This is a genomic window from Lacrimispora indolis DSM 755 (genome assembly GCF_000526995.1).
Lineage (GTDB): Bacteria > Bacillota > Clostridia > Lachnospirales > Lachnospiraceae > Lacrimispora > Lacrimispora indolis.
The window spans coordinates 546,800-571,821 of sequence record NZ_AZUI01000001.1 but is presented as its reverse complement, the minus strand read 5'-3'; the positions used below and the strand labels follow the sequence as shown (position 1 = coordinate 571,821).

25 protein-coding genes are annotated in these 25,022 nt (G+C 45.2%); 24 read left to right on the top strand and 1 reads right to left on the bottom strand.

All coding sequences use genetic code 11. From position 1 onward, the window contains the following. The first annotated feature begins 32 nt into the window (after nucleotides 1-32). The 7 genes from K401_RS0102730 to fsa are packed head-to-tail and all read left to right on the top strand — an operon-like array spanning nucleotide 33 to nucleotide 6,036. Entirely contained in the window at nucleotides 33-1,541 is a 1,509-nt protein-coding gene (locus tag K401_RS0102730; protein ID WP_024291532.1) for a sugar ABC transporter ATP-binding protein, read from the top strand. After that, on the top strand, nucleotides 1,535-2,542 hold the full coding sequence (locus K401_RS0102725) for an ABC transporter permease (RefSeq protein WP_024291531.1): 1,008 nt from the start codon (nucleotides 1,535-1,537) through the stop codon (nucleotides 2,540-2,542). The genes K401_RS0102730 and K401_RS0102725 overlap by 7 nt, the downstream gene beginning before the upstream one ends. Nucleotides 2,543-2,576: 34 nt before the next feature. Then, entirely contained in the window at nucleotides 2,577-3,389 is an 813-nt protein-coding gene (locus K401_RS0102720) for a transketolase (protein ID WP_024291530.1), read from the top strand. Nucleotides 3,390-3,393: 4 nt separating this feature from the next. After that, nucleotides 3,394-4,329 (top strand): transketolase family protein, encoded by a 936-nt coding sequence (locus tag K401_RS0102715; RefSeq protein ID WP_024291529.1) that lies wholly within the window; start codon nucleotides 3,394-3,396, stop codon nucleotides 4,327-4,329. Beyond that, nucleotides 4,326-4,964: an RpiB/LacA/LacB family sugar-phosphate isomerase gene (locus K401_RS0102710; RefSeq protein ID WP_024291528.1), complete on the top strand. Its 639-nt coding sequence runs from the start codon at nucleotides 4,326-4,328 to the stop codon at nucleotides 4,962-4,964. Before K401_RS0102715 ends, K401_RS0102710 begins: the two co-directional genes overlap by 4 nt. A 10-nt stretch (nucleotides 4,965-4,974) precedes the next feature. Then, on the top strand, nucleotides 4,975-5,349 hold the full coding sequence (locus K401_RS0102705) for a VOC family protein (RefSeq protein WP_024291527.1): 375 nt from the start codon (nucleotides 4,975-4,977) through the stop codon (nucleotides 5,347-5,349). Between the two features lie 33 nt (nucleotides 5,350-5,382). After that, entirely contained in the window at nucleotides 5,383-6,036 is a 654-nt protein-coding gene (fsa, locus tag K401_RS0102700) for a fructose-6-phosphate aldolase (protein ID WP_024291526.1), read from the top strand. Between the two features lie 128 nt (nucleotides 6,037-6,164). On the opposite strand, the gene K401_RS0102695 is transcribed toward fsa, so the two are convergent. Then, nucleotides 6,165-6,725, bottom strand: a complete 561-nt coding sequence (locus tag K401_RS0102695; RefSeq protein ID WP_024291525.1) for a cyclase family protein — start codon at nucleotides 6,723-6,725, stop codon at nucleotides 6,165-6,167. A gap of 382 nt (nucleotides 6,726-7,107) precedes the next feature. Here K401_RS0102695 and K401_RS0102690 point away from each other — a divergent pair, with 382 nt between their 5' ends. From K401_RS0102690 to K401_RS0102605, 17 genes are all read left to right on the top strand, one after another. Then, entirely contained in the window at nucleotides 7,108-7,371 is a 264-nt protein-coding gene (locus K401_RS0102690) for a type II toxin-antitoxin system RelB/DinJ family antitoxin (protein ID WP_024291524.1), read from the top strand. Beyond that, complete coding sequence (locus K401_RS0102685) at nucleotides 7,368-7,631, top strand: Txe/YoeB family addiction module toxin (RefSeq protein WP_024291523.1); 264 nt, start codon at nucleotides 7,368-7,370, stop codon at nucleotides 7,629-7,631. The genes K401_RS0102690 and K401_RS0102685 overlap by 4 nt, the downstream gene beginning before the upstream one ends. A gap of 187 nt (nucleotides 7,632-7,818) precedes the next feature. After that, a complete protein-coding gene (locus K401_RS0102680) occupies nucleotides 7,819-8,835 on the top strand; it encodes a LacI family DNA-binding transcriptional regulator (protein ID WP_024291522.1) in 1,017 nt (338 codons plus the stop codon). A gap of 285 nt (nucleotides 8,836-9,120) precedes the next feature. Continuing rightward, entirely contained in the window at nucleotides 9,121-10,434 is a 1,314-nt protein-coding gene (locus K401_RS0102675) for an ABC transporter substrate-binding protein (RefSeq protein WP_024291521.1), read from the top strand. An 89-nt stretch (nucleotides 10,435-10,523) separates the two neighbouring features. Further along, nucleotides 10,524-11,564: a carbohydrate ABC transporter permease gene (locus K401_RS0102670; protein WP_024291520.1), complete on the top strand. Its 1,041-nt coding sequence runs from the start codon at nucleotides 10,524-10,526 to the stop codon at nucleotides 11,562-11,564. A 20-nt stretch (nucleotides 11,565-11,584) separates the two neighbouring features. After that, on the top strand, nucleotides 11,585-12,415 hold the full coding sequence (locus K401_RS0102665) for a carbohydrate ABC transporter permease (RefSeq protein ID WP_438830320.1): 831 nt from the start codon (nucleotides 11,585-11,587) through the stop codon (nucleotides 12,413-12,415). A 27-nt stretch (nucleotides 12,416-12,442) separates the two neighbouring features. After that, nucleotides 12,443-14,140, top strand: coding sequence for a glycoside hydrolase family 13 protein (locus K401_RS0102660; protein ID WP_024291518.1), 1,698 nt, complete (start codon nucleotides 12,443-12,445; stop codon nucleotides 14,138-14,140). Between the two features lie 55 nt (nucleotides 14,141-14,195). Next, nucleotides 14,196-15,866 (top strand): glycoside hydrolase family 13 protein, encoded by a 1,671-nt coding sequence (locus K401_RS0102655; RefSeq protein WP_024291517.1) that lies wholly within the window; start codon nucleotides 14,196-14,198, stop codon nucleotides 15,864-15,866. A gap of 224 nt (nucleotides 15,867-16,090) precedes the next feature. Then, entirely contained in the window at nucleotides 16,091-16,741 is a 651-nt protein-coding gene (locus K401_RS0102650) for a MarR family winged helix-turn-helix transcriptional regulator (RefSeq protein ID WP_024291516.1), read from the top strand. 134 nt (nucleotides 16,742-16,875) lie between these two features. Continuing rightward, complete coding sequence (locus K401_RS0102645; protein WP_024291515.1) at nucleotides 16,876-17,316, top strand: hypothetical protein; 441 nt, start codon at nucleotides 16,876-16,878, stop codon at nucleotides 17,314-17,316. Nucleotides 17,317-17,343: 27 nt separating this feature from the next. Next, nucleotides 17,344-19,509: a protein translocase subunit SecDF gene (locus K401_RS0102640; protein WP_027352207.1), complete on the top strand. Its 2,166-nt coding sequence runs from the start codon at nucleotides 17,344-17,346 to the stop codon at nucleotides 19,507-19,509. Nucleotides 19,510-19,821: 312 nt separating this feature from the next. Then, nucleotides 19,822-19,977, top strand: a complete 156-nt coding sequence (gene rd, locus K401_RS0102635) for a rubredoxin (RefSeq protein ID WP_024291514.1) — start codon at nucleotides 19,822-19,824, stop codon at nucleotides 19,975-19,977. Between the two features lie 45 nt (nucleotides 19,978-20,022). After that, complete coding sequence (locus K401_RS0102630) at nucleotides 20,023-20,535, top strand: ferritin (protein ID WP_024291513.1); 513 nt, start codon at nucleotides 20,023-20,025, stop codon at nucleotides 20,533-20,535. 246 nt (nucleotides 20,536-20,781) lie between these two features. Next, a complete protein-coding gene (locus K401_RS0102625; protein ID WP_024291512.1) occupies nucleotides 20,782-21,711 on the top strand; it encodes an AraC family transcriptional regulator in 930 nt (309 codons plus the stop codon). Between the two features lie 147 nt (nucleotides 21,712-21,858). Further along, entirely contained in the window at nucleotides 21,859-23,166 is a 1,308-nt protein-coding gene (locus K401_RS0102615) for an ABC transporter substrate-binding protein (protein ID WP_024291511.1), read from the top strand. 24 nt (nucleotides 23,167-23,190) lie between these two features. Then, nucleotides 23,191-24,084, top strand: coding sequence for a carbohydrate ABC transporter permease (locus tag K401_RS0102610; RefSeq protein WP_024291510.1), 894 nt, complete (start codon nucleotides 23,191-23,193; stop codon nucleotides 24,082-24,084). After that, nucleotides 24,077-24,883, top strand: a complete 807-nt coding sequence (locus tag K401_RS0102605; protein WP_024291509.1) for a carbohydrate ABC transporter permease — start codon at nucleotides 24,077-24,079, stop codon at nucleotides 24,881-24,883. The genes K401_RS0102610 and K401_RS0102605 overlap by 8 nt, the downstream gene beginning before the upstream one ends. Nucleotides 24,884-25,022 lie beyond the last annotated feature (139 nt).

Here is a 25,022-nt window from a genome sequence, read left to right as displayed (position 1 = left end):
AGCGAAGAATGCAGAACAGGAGTGTTAAAAACATGTCAAATGAATATGTTTTTGAAATGAAAGATATTACCAAAGCGTTTGGTCGCAACGTTGTACTTGACGGAGTCAGTATTTCCATAAAGCCCGGAGAAGTCCGGGCTCTTATGGGGGAGAATGGTGCGGGAAAATCCACCCTGATGAAGATCCTGGGCGGCATTTTCAGCGCTGATTCGGGTACCATCTACATGGACGGAAAGGAAGCTTCCATAAAAACTGTAGACGATGCCCGCAGGTATGGTGTCAGTTTTATTCATCAGGAAATCACCAACATTCCTGAGATGATGATTGCAGAAAATATTTTTCTTGGCCGGGAACCGAAAAACTGTTTGAAAATGGTGGATTACCGGAAAATGAAGCACGAGGCGCAGAAAGCTCTTGATGCACTGGGGCTGGATCTGGATGCTGGAATGCTGATACGGGGGTTATCCGTGGCACAGCAGCAGATGATAGAAATTGCACGAGCGGTTAATGAGGGGGCAAAAATCCTGATTCTGGACGAACCCACAGCATCTTTGTCAAAAAGCGAGACAGACAATCTGTTTGCACAGATCGACCGTTTAAAAAAAGCCGGAGTTGCGATGATCTACATCTCTCATCGTATGGAAGAGACCTTTAAGGTCTGCGATTCGGTAACGGTACTCCGTGACGGTAAGTTTATAGGAACCAGAGATACAAAGGAAACAACAGAAAATGAATTGATCAGCATGATGGTAGGCCGTGAATTTAACAACATGTATGGTAACAAACGTGTCATCGGCGGGGACGTCATCATGGAAGTGAAACATTTAACAACCGACAAGGTATCCGATATCAGTTTTACATTGAGAAAAGGGGAAATACTTGGATTCTCAGGATTGGTAGGGGCGGGGCGTACCGAGCTGGCACTGGCAATATTCGGCATTGACACCGTCCAGTCAGGAGAGATCTGGCTGGAAGGGAAAAAACTTGCCATCAGCAGGCCAAAGGATGCAATAAACGCAGGCATAGCACTGGTGCCGGAAGAGCGTAAGGAACAGGGGCTTTTCCTTGGTCACAGCATTGCAACCAATCTGACATTCCAGGTGCTTTCTGAATTTATACATCAGTTACAAGTGGACAAGAAAAAGGAATCCAGGATCGTGGACGAGTTCAAGCAGAAGCTTTCTATTAAAATGGCCTCCATTGAACAGTCGGCAGGAGAGCTTTCCGGAGGCAATCAGCAGAAGATCGTAATATCCAAATGGCTGGCAGCAAAGCCAAAGGTACTTATTTTGGATGAGCCGACAAGAGGGATCGATGTAGGCGCAAAGGCAGAAATATATAAGCTGATGCACAGCCTTGCCGGTGAAGGCGTTTCCATAATCATGATTTCTTCAGAGCTTCCTGAAATCATCAACAACTCCAGCCGGATTGCCATCATGCGTGAAGGACGCCTGGCCGGAATTCTGGACCAGCAGGAAACAGAAGCTTCACAGGAAAAGATCATGTCATTTGCAGTGGGAGGAGAACATACAACATGTTAAGCAAGAAAAATCAATCAGAGACATTTAAGATACAAGCACCAAGCCTCTGGAACACCAATCCCTTTATGATCTGGCTGAAACGCAATATGGCGGCCATGATCGCACTGGTATTCCTGTGTATTGTTTTATCAATTACAACCGATACGTTTCTTGTTAAAAATAACCTGCTCAGCGTATTGCGCCAGGTATGCGTAAATGGTTTCATTGCATTTGGCATTACATGCGTATTGATCTGCGGCGGCATTGATTTGTCCGTAGGCTCCGTTGTAGCGGCTGCCGGCGTAATTGCCGTGCGCTGCGGCAATGCGGGACTGCCGGTCACCCTTTGCTTTCTGATCCCCCTGTTATTTGGTGCGGTCATTGGCCTTTTCAATGGATATGTTATTTCCCACACAACTCTGCCGCCATTTATCGTAACCTTATCCATGCAGATCATCGTCCGCGGTGTCAGCTACATATTAACAGGCGGTCAGCCGGCACAGTCCAATAACGAAGCATTTAACAACATGGGTGTAGGAAGCTTCCTGGGAATTCCCATTCCGGTTGTATTTGTAATCGTGGCATTTGTAATCCTTTATTTCATTATGAACCGTACCTCCTTTGGACGTCACGTCTATGCCACCGGAGGAAACAAGGAAGCAGCCAAATACGCAGGTGTTGATACCAAATGGATCCAGGTAAGGGTATTCATCATCAGCGGTGTAATGGCAGCCTTAGCCGGTGTGGTTCTGGCAGCAAGACTTTATTCCGGTCAGCCATCGGTAGGAGAAGGCTTTGAGCGTGATGCAATCGCAGCTTCCGTACTTGGCGGTACAAGCTTTAACGGCGGTATCGGTACAATGGGAGGAACCGTTATCGGTGTTCTGATCATCGGTGTTCTTAACAACGGTATGAACCTGCTTAAGATAAACAGCTATTGGCAGTTTGTAGTAAAGGGATGCGTAATCCTTGGGGCCGTATACGTGGATTACATAAAAAAGAGAGGTTCCCTGAAAAAGTAATATTACATAATTAAGACGGAGGCATAAGAACATGATGGACATTGTGGAATTAAAAAAGAAATGCAATGATATCCGCAAGGATATTATTAATATGACAGCGGATGCAGCCAGCGGCCATCCAGGCGGTTCTTTATCAGCAGTAGAGCTGATGGCGGCGCTGTTTTATACACAGATGCGGGTGGATCCAAAGGATCCGGACAACGAGGACAGGGATCGTTTCGTACTGAGCAAGGGACATGCAGCTCCCTGCTATTATGCGGTATTAGGTGAGATGGGCTTTTTCGATAAGGGGGAATTCAAAAACTTCCGCCAGCTCCACAGCATTCTTCAGGGGCATCCGGATGCAAAGAAGGTTCCGGGAATCGATGCTTCCACCGGTTCTTTAGGACAGGGAATCTCAATTGCAGTTGGCATGGCACTTGGAGCAAAGGCTCAGAACAAGGATACAAAAGTATTTACCCTTCTTGGTGACGGAGAACTGCAGGAAGGACAGGTTTGGGAGGCGTGCATGGCAGCGGCCAACTATCACCTGGACAATCTCACCATTATCATTGACAACAACGGCCTCCAGATCGACGGAGCCAATGATCAGGTTATGTCTCTCGGTGATTTATCCTCCAAATTCAAAGCATTTGGATTCAATGTACTGGAACTGCCGGACGGCAACAATTTAGAAGAAGTGCTGGCAGCTTACTCCATCAGCACCATGGAAGGAAGGCCCAAGTGCATCCTGGCACACACTGTTAAAGGAAAAGGTGTTTCCTTTATGGAAAACCAGGTAGGCTGGCACGGTAAGGCACCAAGCGAAGCAGAAAGACAGCAGGCATTAAAGGAACTGGAGGATTGATGACATGAGTGAAATGAAAGCAATTAGAGTGGCATACGGTGAGGCATTGGCTGAACTTGGCGAGGCAAATGAAAAGGTTGTTGTAATGGATGCGGATCTGGCCCATGCCACCATGACTGCCACCTTTGCAGAAAAGTTCCCGAAACGGTTTTTTAATGCGGGCATAGCAGAAGCGAATATGGTTGATATGAGTGCAGGCCTTTCTACCATGGGATATATCCCTTTTTGCAGCACCTTTGCCATATTCGGGGCAGGGCGGGCTTATGAGCAGGTAAGAAACGGCGTAGCTTATCCAAATTTCAATGTAAAGCTTGGCATGACCCATTCCGGCATCACCCTTGGGGAAGACGGGGGAAGCCATCAGGCCATTGAAGATATGGCTCTTATGCGGGTAATTCCCGGTATGACCGTTGTGGTTCCCTGTGATGCCAGGGAAACGCACCGCGCCGTAAAGGCTGTTGCAGATATGAAAGGACCGGCTTATCTTCGTCTGGCAAGACTTCCAAGCCCGGTATTTGAAGAGGATATGCCGTTTGTGATCGGAAAGGCAAACGTATTAAAAGAAGGTACGGATGCAGTGGTATTTGCCTGCGGCATCATGGTATCTACTGTGCTGGAATGTGCAAAAAAGCTTGAGGCAGAAGGAAAATCTGTTACGGTTGTCAATATGCATACCATTAAGCCTATTGACAGGGAGTGCATTTTAAAATATGCTGTTAAGTGCAGCAATGTGATCACAGTGGAGGAACACAGCATTATCGGCGGTCTTGGAGATGCCGTTGGCGAAGTTCTTCTGGAAAACAAGTGTAACGTAACTTTTAAGAAGATCGGTGTACAGGACCGATTCGGCCAGTCCGGAAAGCCGGAAGAGCTTCTGGAGGAATACGGACTGAGTGAGAAACAGGTATATAATCAAATAAAAGGAGTGTTGGAAGCATGAGAATCGCATTGATTAATGAGAACAGCCAGGCGGCTAAGAACGGATTGATTTACAACAGCTTAAAGAAGGTTGCGGATACAAAGGGCTATGAGGTGGACAACTATGGCATGTATTCTGCAGAGGACAGCAATTCCCTGACTTATGTACAGAACGGAATCCTGGCGGCTATCCTGTTAAATTCCGGTGCAGCGGATTATGTGGTTACCGGATGCGGAACCGGCGAAGGCGCCATGCTGGCATTAAACAGCTTCCCCGGCGTGATCTGCGGCCATGTGTGCGATCCAAGCGACGGCTACATGTTTGCGCAGATCAATGACGGCAATGCTATTGCAATGCCATTTGCAAAGGGCTTTGGCTGGGGAGCAGAGCTGAATCTGGAATATACATTTGAAAAGTTATTCTCCGAAGCAAGCGGACAGGGCTACCCAAGGGAGAGGGCCGTTCCGGAGCAGAGAAATAAAAAGATCTTAGATGTGGTAAGAGAGAATAACTTAAAAGACATCCTTACCTGCTTAAAGGGACTTGACCAGGAACTGGTAAAGGGCGCCGTGGGCGGCGAGAAGTTTGGAGAGCTGTTCTTTGCAAACTGCAAGGATGAAGCCATTGCAGAATACGTAAAGGGCCTGCTGGCATAGGAGGTTCCTTATGCTGAAACATAAACCATCGGGAGTTGCCCATGTGGCAATTCCCACAGATGAACCGGAAGCAACCGTAGCTTTTTATGAGAGTCTGGGCTTTACCAGACTGGTGGATGGAGGAATCAGGGGAATGCTGAAGTGTGGAACCTGTGTCATTGAATACTACCCCAGACGCCAGGACGCAAAGCCCATCGGAAACATCGATCACATTGCCTTAACCTGCGAAAATCTGGATGAAGCATATGAGGAAATCTCAGCTCAGGGACATAAGCTTTTGTCGGACGGAATAGAATCCAACCAGATGTTTGCACCTCTCACCAACCGTTTCTTTCTTTTTCAGGGTCCTAATGGGGAAAAGATTGAATTTTGCAAAGTTGGCTAATTTTGAATAAATAAAATTTTAAGGAGAATTGCCATGAGATTTTTTATCGATACAGCAAATACGGAAGAAATAAAGAAAGCAAACGACATGGGCATCATCTGCGGCGTTACCACCAATCCTTCCCTGATCGCAAAGGAAGGCCGTGACTTTGCCCAGGTCATCAAGGAAATCACTTCCATCGTAGACGGACCCATCAGCGGGGAAGTAAAGGCAACCACAGTGGATGCGGAAGGCATGATCGCAGAAGGCCGTGAAATCGCAGCGATCCATCCCAATATGGTTGTAAAGATCCCCATGACCGTGGAAGGACTGAAAGCCGTTAAGGTATTGACCGGAGAAGGAATCAAGACCAATGTGACGCTGGTGTTTTCAGCTGCCCAGGCGCTTTTGGCCGCCCGCGCAGGCGCTTCCTATGTTTCTCCGTTTTTAGGCCGTCTGGATGATATCTCCATGCCCGGCATTGATCTGATTTGTGATATCATGGATATTTTTAAAGAACATGGAATTGAAACGGAAATCATTGCTGCAAGCGTCCGCAACCCGGTCCATGTGATCGACTGCGCAAAGGCAGGGGCTGATATCGCTACAGTGCCGTACGGTGTGCTGGTGCAGATGACAAAACACCCGCTGACCGACCAGGGAATCGAGAAATTCAAGGCAGATTATAAAGCGGTATTCGGTGAGTAATCAGTTGTTTTGGGCGAAGTCTTTTCAGACTTCGCCCTTTTTGCGATTCCCATGCCCCATGGTGATCCGGTATCAGAGATCGAATGAAGTGCTTCCATTTTTGAAAAACATAAAATCTCAATCAAATTTTACCGGAACTTTGCAACGACCCGGCAGGGAAGCCCTGTCATTTCCGCATAGTTCAAAGGGTAGGTACAGGCGATAAAACGGGTGTTATGCTGGATCACCTTTTTTAAATTGCACAAATTCTCAATGATGAAAACTCCCCTGTCAGCACAATACTGGTCCTTTGGTGTGTGTTCGGCTCCTCTGCGGATGCCTGCAAAATCAATTCCGATTATGGAGATTCCCTTTTCTAAAAGCCTGTCAATCAGTTCATGGGACAGCTGGGGATGCTGGGTAAAATAGACCTTTCCGCCATATCCGTTTTTTTCCATAAATCCTGTGTAAAAGGCTACGAACATATCTGTTTCCACTTCATTCATATCAATGTCAGAGGCTTCAATATCGCGTCCGCTTACGCCGCTCACATCAAAAACAATTCCTTTCCGTTCTGTATAATCCAGGGGAAATTCTTTATTCATCACATCAAAGTGGGTTCCCAAATGTCCTGACAATGATTTTCTTTCGTTTCCCTGGGCATCAGCGATCATGTCAGGAGTGATTTTTAAAGTAATATCGATCAGCATAATGATTACCTCCTCATTCATATTTGTGGTTATCATATCATACCTTGGGGCAGGTTTCTATTGTCTTTGGGGCGTAGTGCTGTTTTTTTACCCTGCATTGATTTAAAATGAATTGCAGCTGGGGATAGAATGATAGATTATAAACATAATGTATAAAAAGATAAAATTCGTAATTATCATATTTTAATACAGTGGAAAAAGTTTGCAGCTCACATTCACTGTAACAATAAATGAATTTTATATAAACAATATTTTTCTGGGAAAAACAGAAACCTAAAAAGTTAGTCGATAATTTGTGATAAAAAACATATACTATGACAATACAATGTATTGACAATGTATTGCTATTTTCATATAATAATAGTGAAGGGAGAGTGAAATTATGGCACAGACACTTGTGAGTATACGCATGGATGAAGAACTCAAAAAGAGTATGGAACAGATTTGCTCTGAATTGGGAATAAATATGACGACGGCTTTCACTATTTTTGCAAAGAAGATGAGCCGCGAAAAAAGAATACCTTTTGATGTATCGATCGACCCTTTTTTCTCTGACAGTAACATGGCGCATTTGCGGCGGGGCGTGGAAGCTTTAAACGCTGGAAAAGGCGTGGAGCATGATATAATCGAGGCAGGGGACGAATGAGAAAAGTGTGGTTTGAAGAAGCGTGGAAAGATTATATCTACTGGCAGGCCCAGGACAAAAAGATATTAAAGCGAATTAATTCCATACTGAAGGATATTGAGAGAGGAGGCGGCTTTGAGGGCATTGGGAAGCCAGAGCCCCTTAAAGGTGACTTAAGCGGATTCTGGAGCCGCCGCATTGATCATGCAAACAGGCTTGTTTACCGGATAAGCAGCGAAGTCATAGAAATCGTATCCTGTATGGGGCACTATGAGGATTAAAGGAGAAGGCAGGAAACTGCCTTTTCTTTTTTTGTTTATAAAGCATCAATAAAACCCCACCAATATATAAAACTGATAAGGATCATGTTTATAACTTGCATAATTAAAAAAGTAGTAATAAAATAGTTTAGAGGAATTCGTAATGGTATCTGGTCATGGCCATTACTGTAAATTTAAGGAGAATGGTATGATTACAATTAAGAAAATGGCAGAAATGCTTGGAACCAGCACCACTACGGTATCAAATGTCATTCATGGAAAGACAGGTGAGGTTTCTCCTGCCATGGTGGAAAAGGTAAAGCGGCTGATAGAGGAATATGATTATGTTCCCAACATCAATGCCAGGAATCTTGCCAGAAACAAATCAGGAATCATCGGACTTGCCATGAAGACAATTCGTGAGAAGTACGATAATTTTATGACGGATCCCTTTGCTGGGGAACTGACCGGTGCTGTTGAAAGCTTTGTCCGGGCAAAGGGATACTTTACCATGCTGTACATCTCCTCCGATATTACGGAGATCATAAATTCCGTTGCCAGCTGGAATGCAGACGGCCTTATATTGATGGGAATGCAGACAGAGGATGCCATTCTTCTGAAACAAAAGGTAAAAAAACCCATGGTTTTTGTGGACAGCTATTTTGGGGATTCATTTTTTGAATATGTCAATGTAGGGATCGAAGATCAGAAGGGCAGCTATGAAATAACAGATTATCTGATTCAGAAAGGCCACCGGAAAATCGCCTTTCTTGCAGATAACTGTTTAGGAGTAGACTACCATCGGTTCAAAGGGTATCGGGCTGCGATGGCAGAGGCAGGGATCCCTTATGAGGAGGAAAATTTTATCATGCTGGAGCCGGGCAGTCCGGATATGCCTTCGCTTTTATCCAATGTGTACCGCAGAGCAGGAGATTTTACTGCTTTTGTATGTGCCTCTGATTTTTATGCGGCCAACATCATAAATTATTTACAGGATCATGGGATAAGGGTACCGGAGGATTTATCTGTGGTGGGATTCGATGACAATATTTACAGCAATATGGTGAGGCCGGCGCTGACTACGGTTCACCAGGATGTCACACAGAAAAGCGGGATTGCGGTTGAAAAGCTGTTTCATATGATCCGTAAGGAGGATTATGGAGACAAGTTTGAGCAGCTTACTGTTTATCTTGTGGAAAGAAACTCAGTAAAGGAAATAAAATAGCACCATAATATGAAAGGATGCCTTGAAACGGTTGTTACAGACCGGTCAAGGCGCCTTTTTTTATATTGCCTTAAACGCATAAGTTGTGAAGGGCCGCCTGATCCACAAATATTAGCTTGTGAAACATGAAAAAACTCTATATTTCATGAAAAAAAATAAAAAAACACTTGCTAGAGCGGCTGTAGGATGATAATATAATGTACGAATAACTTATGCGCATAAGTTACAATGACAAGGGATAGTATTTACATATTAATAGTAAAATTAATATATGGAGGGAGTATTATGAAGAAGAAACTACTGGCTATGGCATTAGCAGGAGCAATGGTTTTGGGAACAATGACGGGATGCGGAAGCAGTGCCGGCAATGCAGACAGCACAGCTTCCAGTGAAGGAAAGTCAGAAGCTGCAACCGGCAAGAACGGAGAGGCAATTCGTCTTGTAAACGGAAAGATCGAAATTGACGGTCCCTTAAAAGCCTTTGCAAAACAGTATCAGGAAAAGACCGGACAGGAAGTGGTAATCGAATCCCTGGGCGGCGGCGTGGATATTAACGGCGCTTTAAAGAATTATCTGGCAGCAGGAAATATGCCTGATATTTTCGTATTCGGAGGAGAAGGGGATTATCAGACATGGAAGGATTACATGGTGGATTTAAGCGGAGAAGAATGGGCTTCCCAGACTGATTTCGGCTTTAAGTCGGCTGATGATAAAACCGTTGGTTTCCCATATGCGGTGGAAGGATATGGAATTACATATAACAAGGACATTCTGGACGCTGCCGGAATTGATCCTGCTTCCCTGACAAACTATGATGGGTTTAAAAAGGCGTTTGAGACCATTGACGGCAAGAAGGAAGAGCTGGGAATCACTGCGGTTTGCTCTGTAGCTGCGGAATCCGGGCAAATGTACTGGTCAACAGGAAATCACTTGTTTGGTTATTACTTATCCGGCGGTTTAAAAAGAGGAGATGCTAAATACATTGATATGTTAAAAGCCGGCACAGTGGACAAGGAACGTCTGGGACAGTTTGCAGATTTCATGAAACTGCTTTTTGATTATTCCGATAAAAGCACTCTGATTTCAGGAACCTACGATGACCAGCTGGCTTTGTGGGCTCAGGGAAAGACTGCATTCATAACTCAGGGAAACTGGATTGATCCCTCTCTTCCTGATTATCAGGTGACGTTTGGCTGCGGAATAGCTCCTCTGGCCTTTACCAAAGAGGAAATGAAGGGCGTGCTTGCCGATTGCCCATCCTGGTGGTCCGTTTACAACAAAGGAAATAACATTGACGCAGCAAAAGCATTTTTAAAAGAGCTTGCAACCTCAGCTGACGGCCAGAAAAGTCTTGTGACCGACTGCGGAATGATTTCTCCCTATACCACCTGTACGGTAAGCCCTGAGACACCTCTTGCCAAGAGCTTAAAAACATATGTGGATGCAGGCAACACTTATTCCTGGGAATGGACGAAGATGCCGGAAGGAATGGCAATGAATGCCACGGGAGCTGTTTTTGAATTATATGCAAAAGGAGAGATCGACAGAGATACGTTTGTTACCATGATGGAAACCGCGATTGCCGATTATGTGAAATAGTAGTTAGGGATGAGGCGGCTTTTATAAGCCGCCTTAACTGTTAGGGGCTGCCGCTGCGGAAGACAGAGGAAGAGGTAAGGAGAGTATATATGGATGGAAATACAAAAAAGCTTGTATTCATTTTGCCGGTACTGCTTGGTGTGCTGACGGTAATTTACACACTTTATTTAGATTTGTTCCACAGGGATATGGCGATCAGGGGATTTCTTCTGGTCCTTGGACTTCTTATGATCATTGCCGGATTGTACTTTATTCCAGGGAAGAGGCACCGGATGATCGTAAACGGATTATTTTTGCTGCCCCTTCTGGGCGCTTTTGGAATAACAGTCATGATTCCCTTTTTATTCGGCATCTTTTATTCCTTTACAAATTGGAATGGGATCGGGTTTACAAAGGTTGTGGGGCTGGCAAATTACGTGGATATGTTCCGGTCTCCTGACTACTTATATTCTCTTGCGATCACCTTCTTATTTACCGTGATCAATATGATCTTCGTAAATTTCACGGCGTTTGCTCTGGCGCTTTTGTGTACCTCAGGGGCAAGAGGAAGAAACTTTTACCGGGCGTCATTTTTCCTTCCAAACCTGATCGGAGGCATTGTTCTGGGATATGTATGGCAGTTTATTTTTAATAAAGTGTTCCCCGCTCTTTTTGAAGGTAGCCTTTCCATGCTGACGGATCCCAATCTGGCTTTTTTGGCCATACTGATCGTCAGCACCTGGCAGTATGCCGGTTATATTATGATGATCTATGTGACGGGGCTACAATCAGTTCCAAGGGATGTGCTGGAAGCCTCAGGTGTTGACGGAGCAAACGCTTTAAAGACCCTGTTTCATATTAAGCTGCCAATGATAGCCAATACCTTTACGGTTTGCATTTTCCTCACTCTGGTTAATTCCTTTAAGCAGTTTGATTTAAACTTTGCCATTACAAACGGAGCGCCCAGCAGGATCTTGGGGGCAAAGGCCATTGCCTCCACCGAGTTTTTGGCCCTTAACATTTATAATACGGCCATTGCAAAGAACCAGTATGCCCAGGGACAGACAAAAGCGGTTGTGTTCTTCATCATTTTGGCAATCGTGTCTCTGACCCAGGTGACCATCAGCAAAAGGAGGGAGATTGAACTGTGAGCAGAAAATTAAGAGGAACCATCGTTGAACTGACCGCCCTTGTTTTATCTCTTCTGGTTTTATCCCCCTTTGTCCTGGTGGTATTCAATGCAGCCAAGAAAAGCGCGGCTATTGTCATAAGCCCCATTGCGCCGCCTGAAAACTGGGGGCAGATGTTTATTAACCTGCAGAACGTGATCCATAACCAGAATTTCAGTTATTGGAAATCTTTTTTCAGTTCCTTGTTCATAACCGTTGTCAGCCTGGGGCTTTTAACCCTCTTCTCCAGTATGGCAGCCTGGGTATTGGTCCGAAATAAGACGAAGTGGTCCAGTGTTATTTTCATGACATTTGTTGCGGCCATGGTAATTCCCTTTCAGGTGGTCATGCTCCCTCTCTTATCTACATTCCGGGAGCTGTCTGCCTTTACCGGAATCCGGCTTCTCAGCAGCTATACGGGAATTATCATCGCTTACTTAGGCTTTGGCGGTTCCATGTCCGTCTTTATCCTTCATGGCTTTATAAAAGGGGTTCCAAGGGAACTGGAAGAGGCTGCATGGATTGACGGCTGCAGCCCGGAGGGAACCTTTTTCAGGGTCGTATTCCCTCTTTTAAAGCCGGTTCAGATGACGGTTCTCATATTAAATGGAATCTGGATATGGAACGATTATCTTCTGCCTTCACTCATGCTTGGATTAAACGGCAGGATCAAGACGCTGCCGGTGGCGGTGAGCAGCTTTGTAGGTTCTTACGTAAAACAGTGGGATTTAATACTGGCTGCCGCCTTTCTGGCTATGATACCGGTTATCATTCTCTTCCTGCTGGCACAGAAACAGATCATTCAGGGCATGGTAGAAGGTGCAATCAAATAAATCACTAAGAAAGGACAGAATAGTAAAATGGAACGAAAATGGTGGAAGGAAGCAGTGGTGTATCAGATTTATCCCAGAAGCTTTATGGATAGCAACGGAGATGGAGTAGGAGATTTAAAGGGGATCACAGAGAAGCTGGATTACCTAAAGCTGTTAGGAATTGATGTGATATGGCTTTCTCCCATCTACCAGTCCCCCAATGATGACAATGGATATGACATCAGTGATTACCAGGAGATTATGGAAGAGTTCGGATCCATGAAAGATTTTGATGAACTGCTTCAGGAGGCCCATCAAAGAGGCATAAAGCTCATCATGGATCTGGTGGTAAACCATACGTCCGATGAGCATAAGTGGTTCGTGGAAAGCAGAACCGGCAAGGATAATCCTTACCGGGATTATTACATATGGCGGGAAGGGAAGGAAGACGGAAGCTGTCCTAACAACTGGGGCTCCTGCTTCGGCGGTCCTGCATGGGAATATGACAGTGAGACGGAGATGTATTATCTTCACCTGTTTTCCAGGAAGCAGCCGGATTTAAACTGGGATAATCCCAAGGTGAGAGACGAAATATATGAAATGATGGACTGGTGGTGTCAGAAAGGCATTGACGGCTTCCGAATGGATGTGATCAATTTAATATCAAAAGATCCCCGGCTTCCCGACGGCGAGTTAACGGATGGGCTGTACGGTGATTTTTCTCCATATGCATCCAGCGGTCCCAATGTTCATACTTATTTAAAGGAAATGAACCGCAGGGTATTGTCAAAGTATGACTTAATGACCGTTGGGGAGGCCTTTGGCGTTACCCTTGAGGAAGCAAAAAGATACTCCGGCGAAAAGGAACAGGAGCTTAATATGGTATTCCATTTTGAGCATGTGTCAATAAACGGTGAAATCGGGAAGTGGACGGATAAAAGGCCTGATCTGCTGGAATTAAAACGGATTTTTTCCAAATGGCAGACAGGGCTTGAGGAGGGTGCCTGGAACAGCCTGTATTGGGATAATCACGATCAGCCCAGAGCCGTTTCACAGTTTGGAGATGACAGTGAAAAATACAGGGAACTTTCGGCCAAGATGCTTGCCACGTGCCTCCACCTGCTGAAGGGGACTCCCTACATTTATCAGGGAGAGGAGCTGGGGATGACGAATTTTCCTTTCCAGGATATATCTCAGTTTAAGGATATAGAAAGCTTAAATATCTATGAGCAGCTGGTGGGCGCAGGGCTGGTGAGCCATGAGAAAATGATGAGCTGCTTAAGATTTAAAAGCAGGGACAATGCAAGGACTCCCATGCAGTGGAATGATGAACTCCATGCAGGGTTCACATCAGGCCTCCCCTGGATCCAGGTAAATCCAAACTATAAGGAAATCAATGCTGAAAAGGAATTGGCGGACGAAAATTCTGTATTCCATTATTATAAGAAGCTGATCCAACTGAGGAAACACCATGACATCATCGTGTATGGCGAATACGAGCCTTTGATGGAGGAGGATTCCAGGGTATTTGCCTTTATCAGGAAGCTGGGAGAGGAAAAACTGCTTGTATTATGTAACTTTACGGATGAGGAATTACAGGTTTCTATACCTGAGGAATTTTATGGGGAGGATGTGGAACGCCTGATCAGCAATTATGAGCAGCCGGCCAGGGAGAACAAAAACAGGCTTCTTCCTTATGAAGCGGTTGTATATATCATGTATGAAGGCAGAAAGATGCTTATATAACCTGAGACAATATTTAAAGAAAAAATTGACAGATGACTGGATGGAGAATGCGGATATGAAGAAACAATGGTGGCATGACAAGATAGCGTATCAGATTTATCCTAAGAGCTTTAAGGATACCAATGAGGATGGAATCGGGGATATAAAGGGTGTGACAGAGAAACTGGATTATTTAAAGGAGCTGGGCATTGACATCATATGGCTTTCACCCATCTATGCTTCTCCCCTTGCAGACCAGGGGTATGATATTTCAGATTATTATAACATTGATCCAAGGTTCGGAACCATGGAAGAGCTTGAAGAGCTGATAAAGGAAGCCAAAAAGAGAGAGATGTATATTCTCATGGATCTGGTGGTCAACCACTGCTCCGATGAACATGAATGGTTTAAGAAAGCAATGGAAGACCCTGACGGAGAGTATGGAAAGTATTTTTATATTATGGAAGGAAAGGATGGAAAAGAGCCCAGCAACATCCGGTCCTACTTTGGCGGAAGCGCCTGGGAGCGAATAGGGGATATGGACCGGTATTATCTTCACCTCTTCCATAAGAAGCAGCCGGACCTTAACTGGGAAAATCCTGTGGTGAGAAAGGAAATCTATGCCATGATCAACTGGTGGCTGGAAAAGGGGATTGCAGGCTTCCGCATCGACGCCATCATAAACATTAAAAAGGCCCTTCCATTCCACGACTATGAACCTGACCGGGAAGATGGGCTGGCAACCTGTAAAAAGATGCTGGAAGAGGCTGCAGGAGTGATGGACTTCTTAAAGGAGATGAATGATTCCACCTTTAAGAAATACCATGCAGTTACTGTTGGTGAAGTTTTTAACGAAAAAAAGGAAGACCTTCCGGATTTCATCGGAGAGGAAGGCTGCTTTTCCTCCATGTTCGATTTTAATGAAACTATATTCGGAGCCAGTGAAAAAGGCTGGTTTGATAACCAGACCATTACCCCTGATGATTACCGGGACTGCTGTTTCGGCAGCCAGCTCAGGGCGGAAGGAATCGGATTTTTATCCAATATCATTGAAAACCACGATGAACCCAGGGGAGTCAGCCGGTACATACCGGAAGGGGAATGCAGCGATACCTCCAAGAAGCTTCTGGCAACCGTCTATTTTCTCTTAAAGGGTCTGCCCTTTATTTACCAGGGACAGGAAATCGGAATGGAGAATGTGCCCTTCCGGTCCATTGACGATGTGGATGACATTTCCACCCTGGACGAATACAAGGTGGCCCTGAAACATGGAATCCCGGAAGATGAGGCATTTAAGACCGTGTGCCGTTACAGCAGGGATAATGCCAGAGTGCCTTTCCAGTGGGATGACAGCCAAAACGCGGGATTTACGGAAGGAACTCCCTGGATCATGGTCAATCCGGAATATGAGAAGATCAACTTAAAGCTTCAAAAAGACGATCCTGATTCCGTATTCAGTTATTACAAAAAGCTCATTGCCCTTAGAAAACAGGAAGAATATAAGGATACCTTTGTTTATGGGACAATGGTACCTGTTTATCAGGACAGAACCAGGATCATGGCCTACTTCCGTAAAGGGGAGAACCAGGATATCCTGGTGATCGGCAACTTTCAGACAGAACCTCAGACGGTTGAGCTGCCCGGGGAATACAGCCGGGTGTTATTAAATAACCATGATGAGATTTCCTGTGAGGGGAAAAAACTTGATTTAAAAGGTTATCAGGTACTGGTATTGGAACTGGGCTGACCGGAGAAAAAACCAGGACTCCTTTCAGGCCGGAGCAGCAAGCTTTTATAAGCAGCTGTCCCGGCCTTTTTTCTTCAAATCCATATTAAAGAAAAGGATTCCCTAAAAAACAGCTTGAAATAACCGGTTCAAAAAAATATAATAATAGGATCAACGGAATAGCCGGAAACACGGCTCTTGATTTCATGAAGATAAAGTCAGAGCATACATATGGAGGAACCGGAATGAAGAAAGAGATACTTGCAGGAGAACACTGTCCATACTGCAAAAGGCATTGTTCTTTAAAATCCCCTCATTGCGGAAAGGGGAAAGCATTGGCAGAGAAAAAGTTAAAGGAAGAGAAGAAGTTAAAGGAAGAGAAGGAGCTTAAGGCAGAAAGAAAGTTAAAGGAAAAGCTGCCGTTTAAGGAGACCGATGGGGCAAAGACCGGAACTGGGGAGGGACCGGTCATAAATTCAGAAACAGAGGAATGGAAGAATATCCAGTCTGAAATCAGGCTGGTGTGCCTTTATCAAAGGAGCTGCAAGCTGTTGTCTGATAAGAAGGCAGGAAAACAGGGAGGTAAGGCAGTGCGGCTTTCCATATTGGCGGCACTGGCGGAAAAGGATGGCCTGACACAAAAGGAGCTTAAGGAAAATTCCGGGCTGGATTCCGGGGAACTGGAAGAGGCTTTGCAAAAGCTGGAGAAAAAGGGGTATGTCGGCAGGAAGCCGGCTGAAGGAAGCGATGTGAGGGTCTCTCTTACCGGTAAAGGGCTTGAGTCAGCCAAAGAATATATAAGGGACTGGAAGAAGGAAAATGACTGTATTTTTTCCCGGCTTACGGAAGAAGAAAAAGGCTTTTTGGAACATATCCTGAAAAAAATCATGAAGTGAACCAGCTTCGACATGAATCTGTTATTTTCCAGAAGACCAGGGTTGTGTTTCGTATAAATTTGTAGTACAATGCAACAGGATATCATCCGATTATTATGCTTTTTTATCATGCGGCTGCCGCAGGAGGGGTACCATTGAGATATTATGTAAAGAAAACCAGGGCTGTCAGCCGGACGCTGGCATTCTTATTTTGCATTGTCTTATTTTTAGGAGAACTGAATGTGCTGGGCATGGACTGGAATCCGGGACAGGCCCGTTTGGTTTTAACGCAAGCCCAACCAAAGGGATATGCCCATCCGAAAAGAAATGATGCGGTCGCTGAAATTCCGGGAGTTGTGGAGGAAGAGGCTGCCGGTGAAAATTTGGTCGACGCCTGGGGCAGGTCCTTATATGGCATCTTACCGTTAAAGTATATAGCGGCCAGGGAATTCTTCCTGTTTGTCCCGCTTATTTTATGGTCAGAACGAACCGTGCTGATGAAGGAAGGGTATACCGGCAGAGAATATCTGATCAGGTACATTCATGATTCAGACGGTGAAAAAGGTGTAAGGGCAGGAGTTTTAAAGGTAAGTTAATAAATTAACAAGAAAAGAGGATAACCTATGAAGCCAGGAAAGAAAATACTTGCCGCGATTTTTGTGGTAATTGCGGCTCTCATTTATGTTGCGGTATTCGGAGCCGGAGAAAGTGTTAAGGGCGTATTTGATATGCGTTTCGGCATCGACATCCGCGGAGGAGTGGAGGCGATCTTTGAACCCCAGGGGCTTGACCGCAATCCAACGGAAAAGGAGCTTGAAACAGCGAGGGAAGTTATTGAAACCCGAATGGATAACCAGAACATCGTGGACCGTGAAGTGACCGTGGATACCAACGGAGGATATATCATCGTTCAGTTCCCATGGAAATCCGGTGAAACCAACTTTAATCCGGAGGATGCCATTGCAGAATTGGGAGAGATGGCTGAGCTTACATTCCAGGATCCTGATGGAAATGTGCTGATTCAGGGTAAGGATGTGCAGAATGCAGCGCCGGAGACAGCCAATACCAACGGGATCAAGACCTATCAGGTGGCTCTCAGCTTTAATGCCAATGGCGCAAAGCTGTTTGAGGAGGCAACAGGAAATCTCATCGGAAAGCGGATGAGCATATACATGGATAAGGATCTCATCTCCAGCCCCACTGTTCAGACCAAGATATCAGGCGGACAGGCAGTGATTACAGGGATGAAGGATTATGACGAGGCAAAGAATCTGGCAGAAAAGATCAATGCAGGTTCTCTTCCGTTTTCTCTTAAAACCACCAATTTCTCTACCATAAGCCCGTCCTTGGGAAATAATGCTTTAACAATTATGGTGTATGCAGGAATTGCTGCATTTGTCGTGATCTGTCTGTTCATGATCGCATTTTATAAGCTGCCGGGCGTCATTGCCTGCATCACTCTGGTTTTGCAGATGGTTCTGCAGCTGCTTGCCATCTCCGTTCCCCAGTATACCCTGACCCTTCCGGGTATTGCAGGTATTATACTGACCCTGGGTATGGCAGTTGATACGAATATTATTATTTCAGAGCGTATATCCGATGAGCTGAAAAAGGGCATTTCCGTAAAAGGTGCGGTATTGACCGGATATAAAAATGCCTTTTCATCTGTTTTAGACGGAAATGTAACCACTGCCATTGTTGCCATAATCCTGATGTTTTTAGGATCAGGCACCATGCTGAGCTTTGGTTATACCTTATTGATCGGTATGATCGTAAACCTTTTGGTGGGTGTTTCCGTTTCCAAGCAGCTTTTATTATCCTTTGTTCAGTATGATCCGTGGCGCGATGAAAAATGGTTCCGGATCAGAAAAGATAAAAAGACCATACCATTTTATCAGAAAAAGTTTATTTTTGGGATTATCTCCGGAGCGGTTATTCTTTCCGGAATCATCGGCTGTTTTGTTTTTGGCGTAAAGCTGGATACCCAGTTTACGGGAGGTGCGGTATTAAGCTATTCCGTAACAGAGGATGCGGATACAGGTAAGATCCAGGCGGCAATTGAAAAGCAGACAAGCCGGCCGGTTACGGTTCAGATCAAAGAAGATAACATGACAGGGCTTAAGAGGCTTTCCATCACACTTGCAGGAAATTCCGGAATGTCTCCGGAAGACCAGAAGCAGGTGACCGATGCCATCAACACCACCCTGGATGCGGCAGATGCAAAGCTGTCGGAGACTTTTGTGGTTGAGCCTTATATCGGGGCAAAGGCAATGAAGAACGCAGGCCTTGCCATTCTATTATCCCTGGTGTTTATTGTTGTATATGTATGGATCCGGTTTTCAACCATTTCCGGCCTTCCGGCAGGAGTTACTGCCATGATTGCCCTGCTCCATGATGTGATTGTGGTGTTCTTTGTATTCGTGCTGTTCCGGATCCCGTTAAACGATGCCTTTGTGGCGGTAGTCCTCACGATTATCGGTTATTCCATCAACGATACCATCGTTATTTATGACCGAATCCGTGAGAACAGAAAGAAGGATTCTAAAATGCCGGTTGATGAACTGGTAAATCTCAGCACTACCCAGACCCTTGGAAGATCCATCAATACGTCCTGTACCACAGGGATCTGTGTGCTCATCATTTTGGCTGCTTCGGTCTATTTCCAGATCGGGTCCATTTTAGAGTTTTCTCTTCCCATGTTCTTTGGTATCCTGACCGGATGCTATTCCTCCATTTGCGTGGCAGGTACGCTTTGGGCCATGTGGGAAAAGAAGAAAGAAAAAAAGTAAAAGCTTACTGGTAAGCCCGTAGAGGCCGCAGCTTCATCCCTGAATGTTCAGAGACGGAGCAGCGGCCTTTTTGTGCGAAAAGGAGCGCATGAAATAAGGTTTTTTTCAGGTGTAAAGCAGGGGAATTATAATCCTGCAGGATCTATCCTAAAATGTAAAATTGATAGCAATAAGTCTTTGAATATGCGTATGCAAACAGATTTGACTGGGTTATTATCAGACGTTATATGAAATAAAATATTTTTATTACACCATTGAATAATTTACCAAAAGATGTTAGAATATGATATATCATTTTTACGGAGGTGTTATATGCAGAAATATGAGTGTCCATGTGGTTATATTTATGATCCGGAATTAGGTGATCCGGACAATGGAGTTGAACCAGGCACTGCCTGGGAGGATGTCCCTGATGATTGGACATGCCCTGTCTGTGGTTTAGAAAAGGATGCATTTAATGCAATCTGATAGGTAAGGAGTAAATAGAAAAAAGGTTAAAGGAGGGTGAAGATTTTGTTAAATAAAGATATTGTTGCGAAGATAAACAAACAGATCAATTTTGAGCTGTATTCGGCTTACATTTATCTGGATATATCCAACTATTATGCGGACAGTAATTTAAACGGCTTTGCAAACTGGTTTAAGATCCAGACTCAGGAAGAGCGGGATCATGCCATGCTCTTTATGGATTATTTGCTTAACAATGGTGAAAAGGTTGTATTGGAAGATATTAAGGCTCCCGATTTTGTTTACACGGATTTCCGCCAGCCGGCTACGACTGCCTATGACCATGAGGTAAAGGTAACAGCCTCCATTCATGATATTTATGGAGCCGCTTACGAATTAAAAGATTTCCGTACCATGCAGTTCCTTGACTGGTTCGTAAAAGAACAGAATGAAGAGGAGAAAAATACGGATGATATCATAAAAAGATATGATTTATTCGGAAATGATGCAAAGGGATTGTATTTGCTGGATACAGAGCTGGGGGCAAGAGTTTATGCGCCGCCTTCACTTGTGCTTTAATCTCCACAGTGTCATAACCATAATTCTAAAGAAGAGCATTCTCTGCCATGATGGGAACGATTGTTTTCCGGCAGGGAATGTTCTTTCGTTATTATTGTCCATGTTTTTTGGACAGAAACCACCCGCTTCAGAGCCTGCCCCTTGATCGGGCACCGAGTGTAACGGTATAACCGCAGGGGGCTTTCATTTTACGGCACAGGCTTAGGCTTTCATAAAAGTTACCTGGACAAAGGAGGAAAGACGTTAGTGGCAAAACAAAGGGAGAGGGTGGAATTCCGCTACTATGGGATTCCGGAGACAGAATCGGTCCTGGCTCTTTTAGGTGAGGACTGGATCAGGGAGTATGGAAAGGAGATCAAGTACCTTCATTTTCATGATCTCATGGAAATCGGATACTGTCACTGGGGAGACGGGGAAGTGATGCTGGGACAGGAGCAGGTTCCTTTTTCCGGCCATTCCATAATGATTGTACCCCCAAGGCTTCCCCATACTACCAACAGTGTGGAAGGGACAAAAGGATATTGGGAGTGGATATACATTGATATGGAAAAAACCGTATGTGAAGTATATGGATATGATCCGATGCTTCAAAGAACCATATTAAAGAGGCTTCACCGGACAGGCTATCTTTTGCCGGGAGATGAAAATCCTGCTCTTTCCATACTGGTCCTGGGGATCATGGAGGAAGTCCGACATAAAAAGCCTTATTACAAGGAAAGCATACGGGGATATCTCTATGCCTTTATGGCAGAGCTTTTGCGTCTTTCCGATGATGAGGAACGGATCAGGAAGGGGAGGAGCCGTGACGCCGTCCTTACAGGGGCCCTGGATTATGTTGCAGCCCATTATGCTAAGGAAATAAAAATAAACGATTTAGCAGAGGCCTGCAGCATGAGCGAAAGTCATTTCCGTCGTGTTTTTGAGGAGGGGATGAACATGAAACCTTTGGATTATGTCAATCTTGTCCGGGTACAAAATGCCTGCGAACTGCTGAAGAAAACAGATAAATCCATGGAGGAAGTTGGTGCGGAATCTGGATTTGCCTCTATTTCCGCGTTTAATCGGAATTTCAGGAAATTACTGGATATTTCTCCCTACCAATGGAAAAAGTCGGAAGAGAATTATGAAGGAAAGCTGCTGAATTATAAAATCAGCGCACAAAGAGGCTGGGACTAAGGAAGAAATGATTGAATATGCGCATTTTTCAATTGAATATAAAAACTTTAAATCAAAAAAGTTGGTATAATGTGATTATCAGAAATCTTTCGAAAGAAAAAGAGAATCAAATGAGTCAATTTTTTATGAAAGAGGAGGAGTTTTGAAATGAAGAAGAGAATTGCATCCATATTACTGGCCGGAGCCATGGCGGCTTCCTTAACAGCCTGCGGGACTTCCGGCGGCACAGGACAGAAGGCAGGAGATGAGGCCAAGGCCGCAAACGAGCTGACTGTCTGGTGCTGGGATCCGGCGTTTAATATTTACGCCATGGAGGAAGCTGCAAAGGTATACCAGAAAGACCATCCGGATTTTAAGCTGAACGTGGTGGAAACCCCTTGGGCTGACGTTCAGACCAAGCTGACAACAGCGGCTACTTCCAAAAACCTGGATACACTTCCGGATATTCTGCTGATGCAGGACAATGCATTCCAGAAGAATGTAATCAGCTATCCCGATGCATTTAAGGATTTAACCGGAAGCGGAATTGATTTTTCCCAGTTTCCAAAGGCCAAGACAGCTTACTCTGTTGTTGGAGAAAAAAATTACGGTGTTCCCTTTGACAACGGAGCAGCCATTGCTGCTTACCGTACCGATGTGTTAAAGGAGGCCGGATTCACGGAGGAGGATTTTACGGACATTACCTGGAGCAAGTATCAGTCCATGGGCGAGGAGATTTTAGCTAAGACAGGAAAGCCTCTGTTATCCTGTACGGCAGGAGAGTCTGACTTAATCATGATCATGCTTCAGTCAGCAGGCGGCAGCCTTTTTGATGAGGCTGGAAATCCAAGCATGGTTGGAAATGATAAGCTGAAAAAGGTTATGGAAACCTATGTTTCCCTTGTTAAGAGCGGTGTTCTTGTAGAAGTCAATGACTGGGATCAGTATGTGGGAACTATGACAAACAGCACTGTGGCAGGAACCATAAACGGCTGCTGGATCATGGCAAGCATTCAGACCGCAGAGGACCAGTCCGGCAAATGGGCGATTACCAATATCCCTATGCTTGAGGGAGTAGACGGTGCATCCAATTATTCCAACAACGGCGGTTCCAGCTGGGCCGTGACTGCGGGAAGCAAGAATCCGGAGCTGGCGGCGGATTTCCTGTCAAAGACCTTTGCAGGAAGCGTTCCATTCTATGAGACCATCCTTCCAAAATCAGGAGCACTGGCAACCTATCTTCCGGCAGCGGACAGCAAGGTTTATGGAGAGCCTCAGGAATTCTTCGGCGGAAAGCCGGTTTATGCCCAGATCACGGAGTTTGCGTCAAAGGTTCCTTCTAATAATACAGGTGTTTATTATTATGAGGCCCGTGATGCGGTAGCAACTGCAATTACCAATGTGGTTTCAGGAGCAGACATTGAAGCGGAAATCAAGACCGCAGAAGACACGGTCAAGTTTGCTATGGGTAAATAAAAATAAGAGGGAGGAGGCATTTTAGTGGGAAATTCAAAGAAAAAGCTGTCATTAGGCCGGAAGCAGAGCCTGGCAGGCTGGGTATTTTTAACGCCTGCGGTCATTCTGATTGCAGTTATGAGCTTTCTGCCCATGATTCAGGCGCTGTTCTTATCCTTTCAGACGGGGATCGGTGCGGCAATGAAGTGGACGGGCGGGACCAATTATGTAAGAATGTTCAAAGATCCTGTTTTTATGCAGGCCCTGAAAAACAATTTTATTTACCTGATCATACAGGTTCCCATCATGCTGATATCAGCGCTGATCCTGGCTTCCCTGCTGAACAATAAGGATCTTCGGTTCAAGGGTCTTTTCCGAACAGCGATTTTTCTGCCCTGTGCCACCTCCCTGGTATCCTATGCGGTCATTTTCCGTTCCCTGTTTGCAGTGGACGGGCTGGTCAACATCATCCTCATAAAGCTTGGGCTGCTGTCCACAGGATACAATTTCCTGGGTCATCCTAACTCTGCCAGGATCGTGATCATCCTGGCCCTGATCTGGAGATGGACCGGCTATAACATGGTGTTTTATCTTTCCGGTTTGCAGAACATTGAGTATTCCGTGTACGAGGCGGCTAAAATTGACGGAGCCTCCCCGCTCCAGTCTTTCTTCCGGATCACCATTCCGCTTTTAAGACCAACCATCCTGCTGACAGCTATTATGTCAACCAACGGTACCCTGCAGCTGTTTGATGAGTCCGTGAACTTAACCAACGGCGGACCGGCCAATTCCACCATCACCATGTCCCACTATATTTATAATGTATCGTTTAAGTACGTGCCAAACTTCGGGTATGCGGCTTCCATGTCCTACTTAATCCTGATCCTGGTGGCAGTTCTTGCATATATACAGATGAAGGTAGGTGATAAGCGTGACTAAAGGGAAAAAGTTTCTTGCATATGCATTTTTGACCATTGTCTCTCTCATCTCGGTATTTCCTTTGTATTGGATGATGGTTGCGGCCACCAATAAAAGCGTGGATGTGTCCAGAGGGACCCTGGTGTTCGGCACAGCGCTTTTTGACAACATAAAAAAGCTGTTTGATTCCCAGAATGTTGTCACTGCCCTTGGGAATTCCTTTAAGTATTCCATCATCATGACCCTGATCTCCCTCCTGGTATGTTCCATTGCAGGGTATGGGTTTGAGGTATTTCATGACAAGGCAAAGGACCGTGTCATGAGCGTGATCCTGCTGGCCATGATGGTTCCCTTTGCGGCAACCATGATCCCCTTATACCGGATGTTTTCAAGTGCAAGGCTGTTAAACAGCACCCTGGGATTTATCCTGCCTACCATATCCACCCCGTTTCTGATCATGATGTTCCGCCAGAGCGCCAGGTCCTTTCCGTCGGATATTATGGAAGCGGCAAGGCTTGACGGGTTAACGGAATTCCAGATTTTTTACCGGATGTTTCTTCCGACCATGCGCTCTACCTATGCAGCGGCCATGACCATTACCTTTATGAGTGCCTGGAACAGTTATCTTTGGCCCAAGGTGATCATGTCCGATGCCAGCAGCATTACCATGCCCATGCTGGTGGCCAACTTAACGGAAGGATACGTGACCGATTATGGAATCCTTATGCTGGCCGTACTGGTCTGCACCATTCCTACTGTAATCGTTTTCTTCCTTCTGCAGAGAAGCTTTGCAGAAGGCATCACAGGAGCAGTCAAATAAAAACGCGATCATAGCAGATGCTGTGGCCGATTTCCATATCCGGAAGCCGGCCGCGGCATTTTTATGAAAACACCGTCTCTATGTCCAAAAGGCATGGACAGTAATAAGGAAACACCCTGCGGGTATACCTGTATGTCCA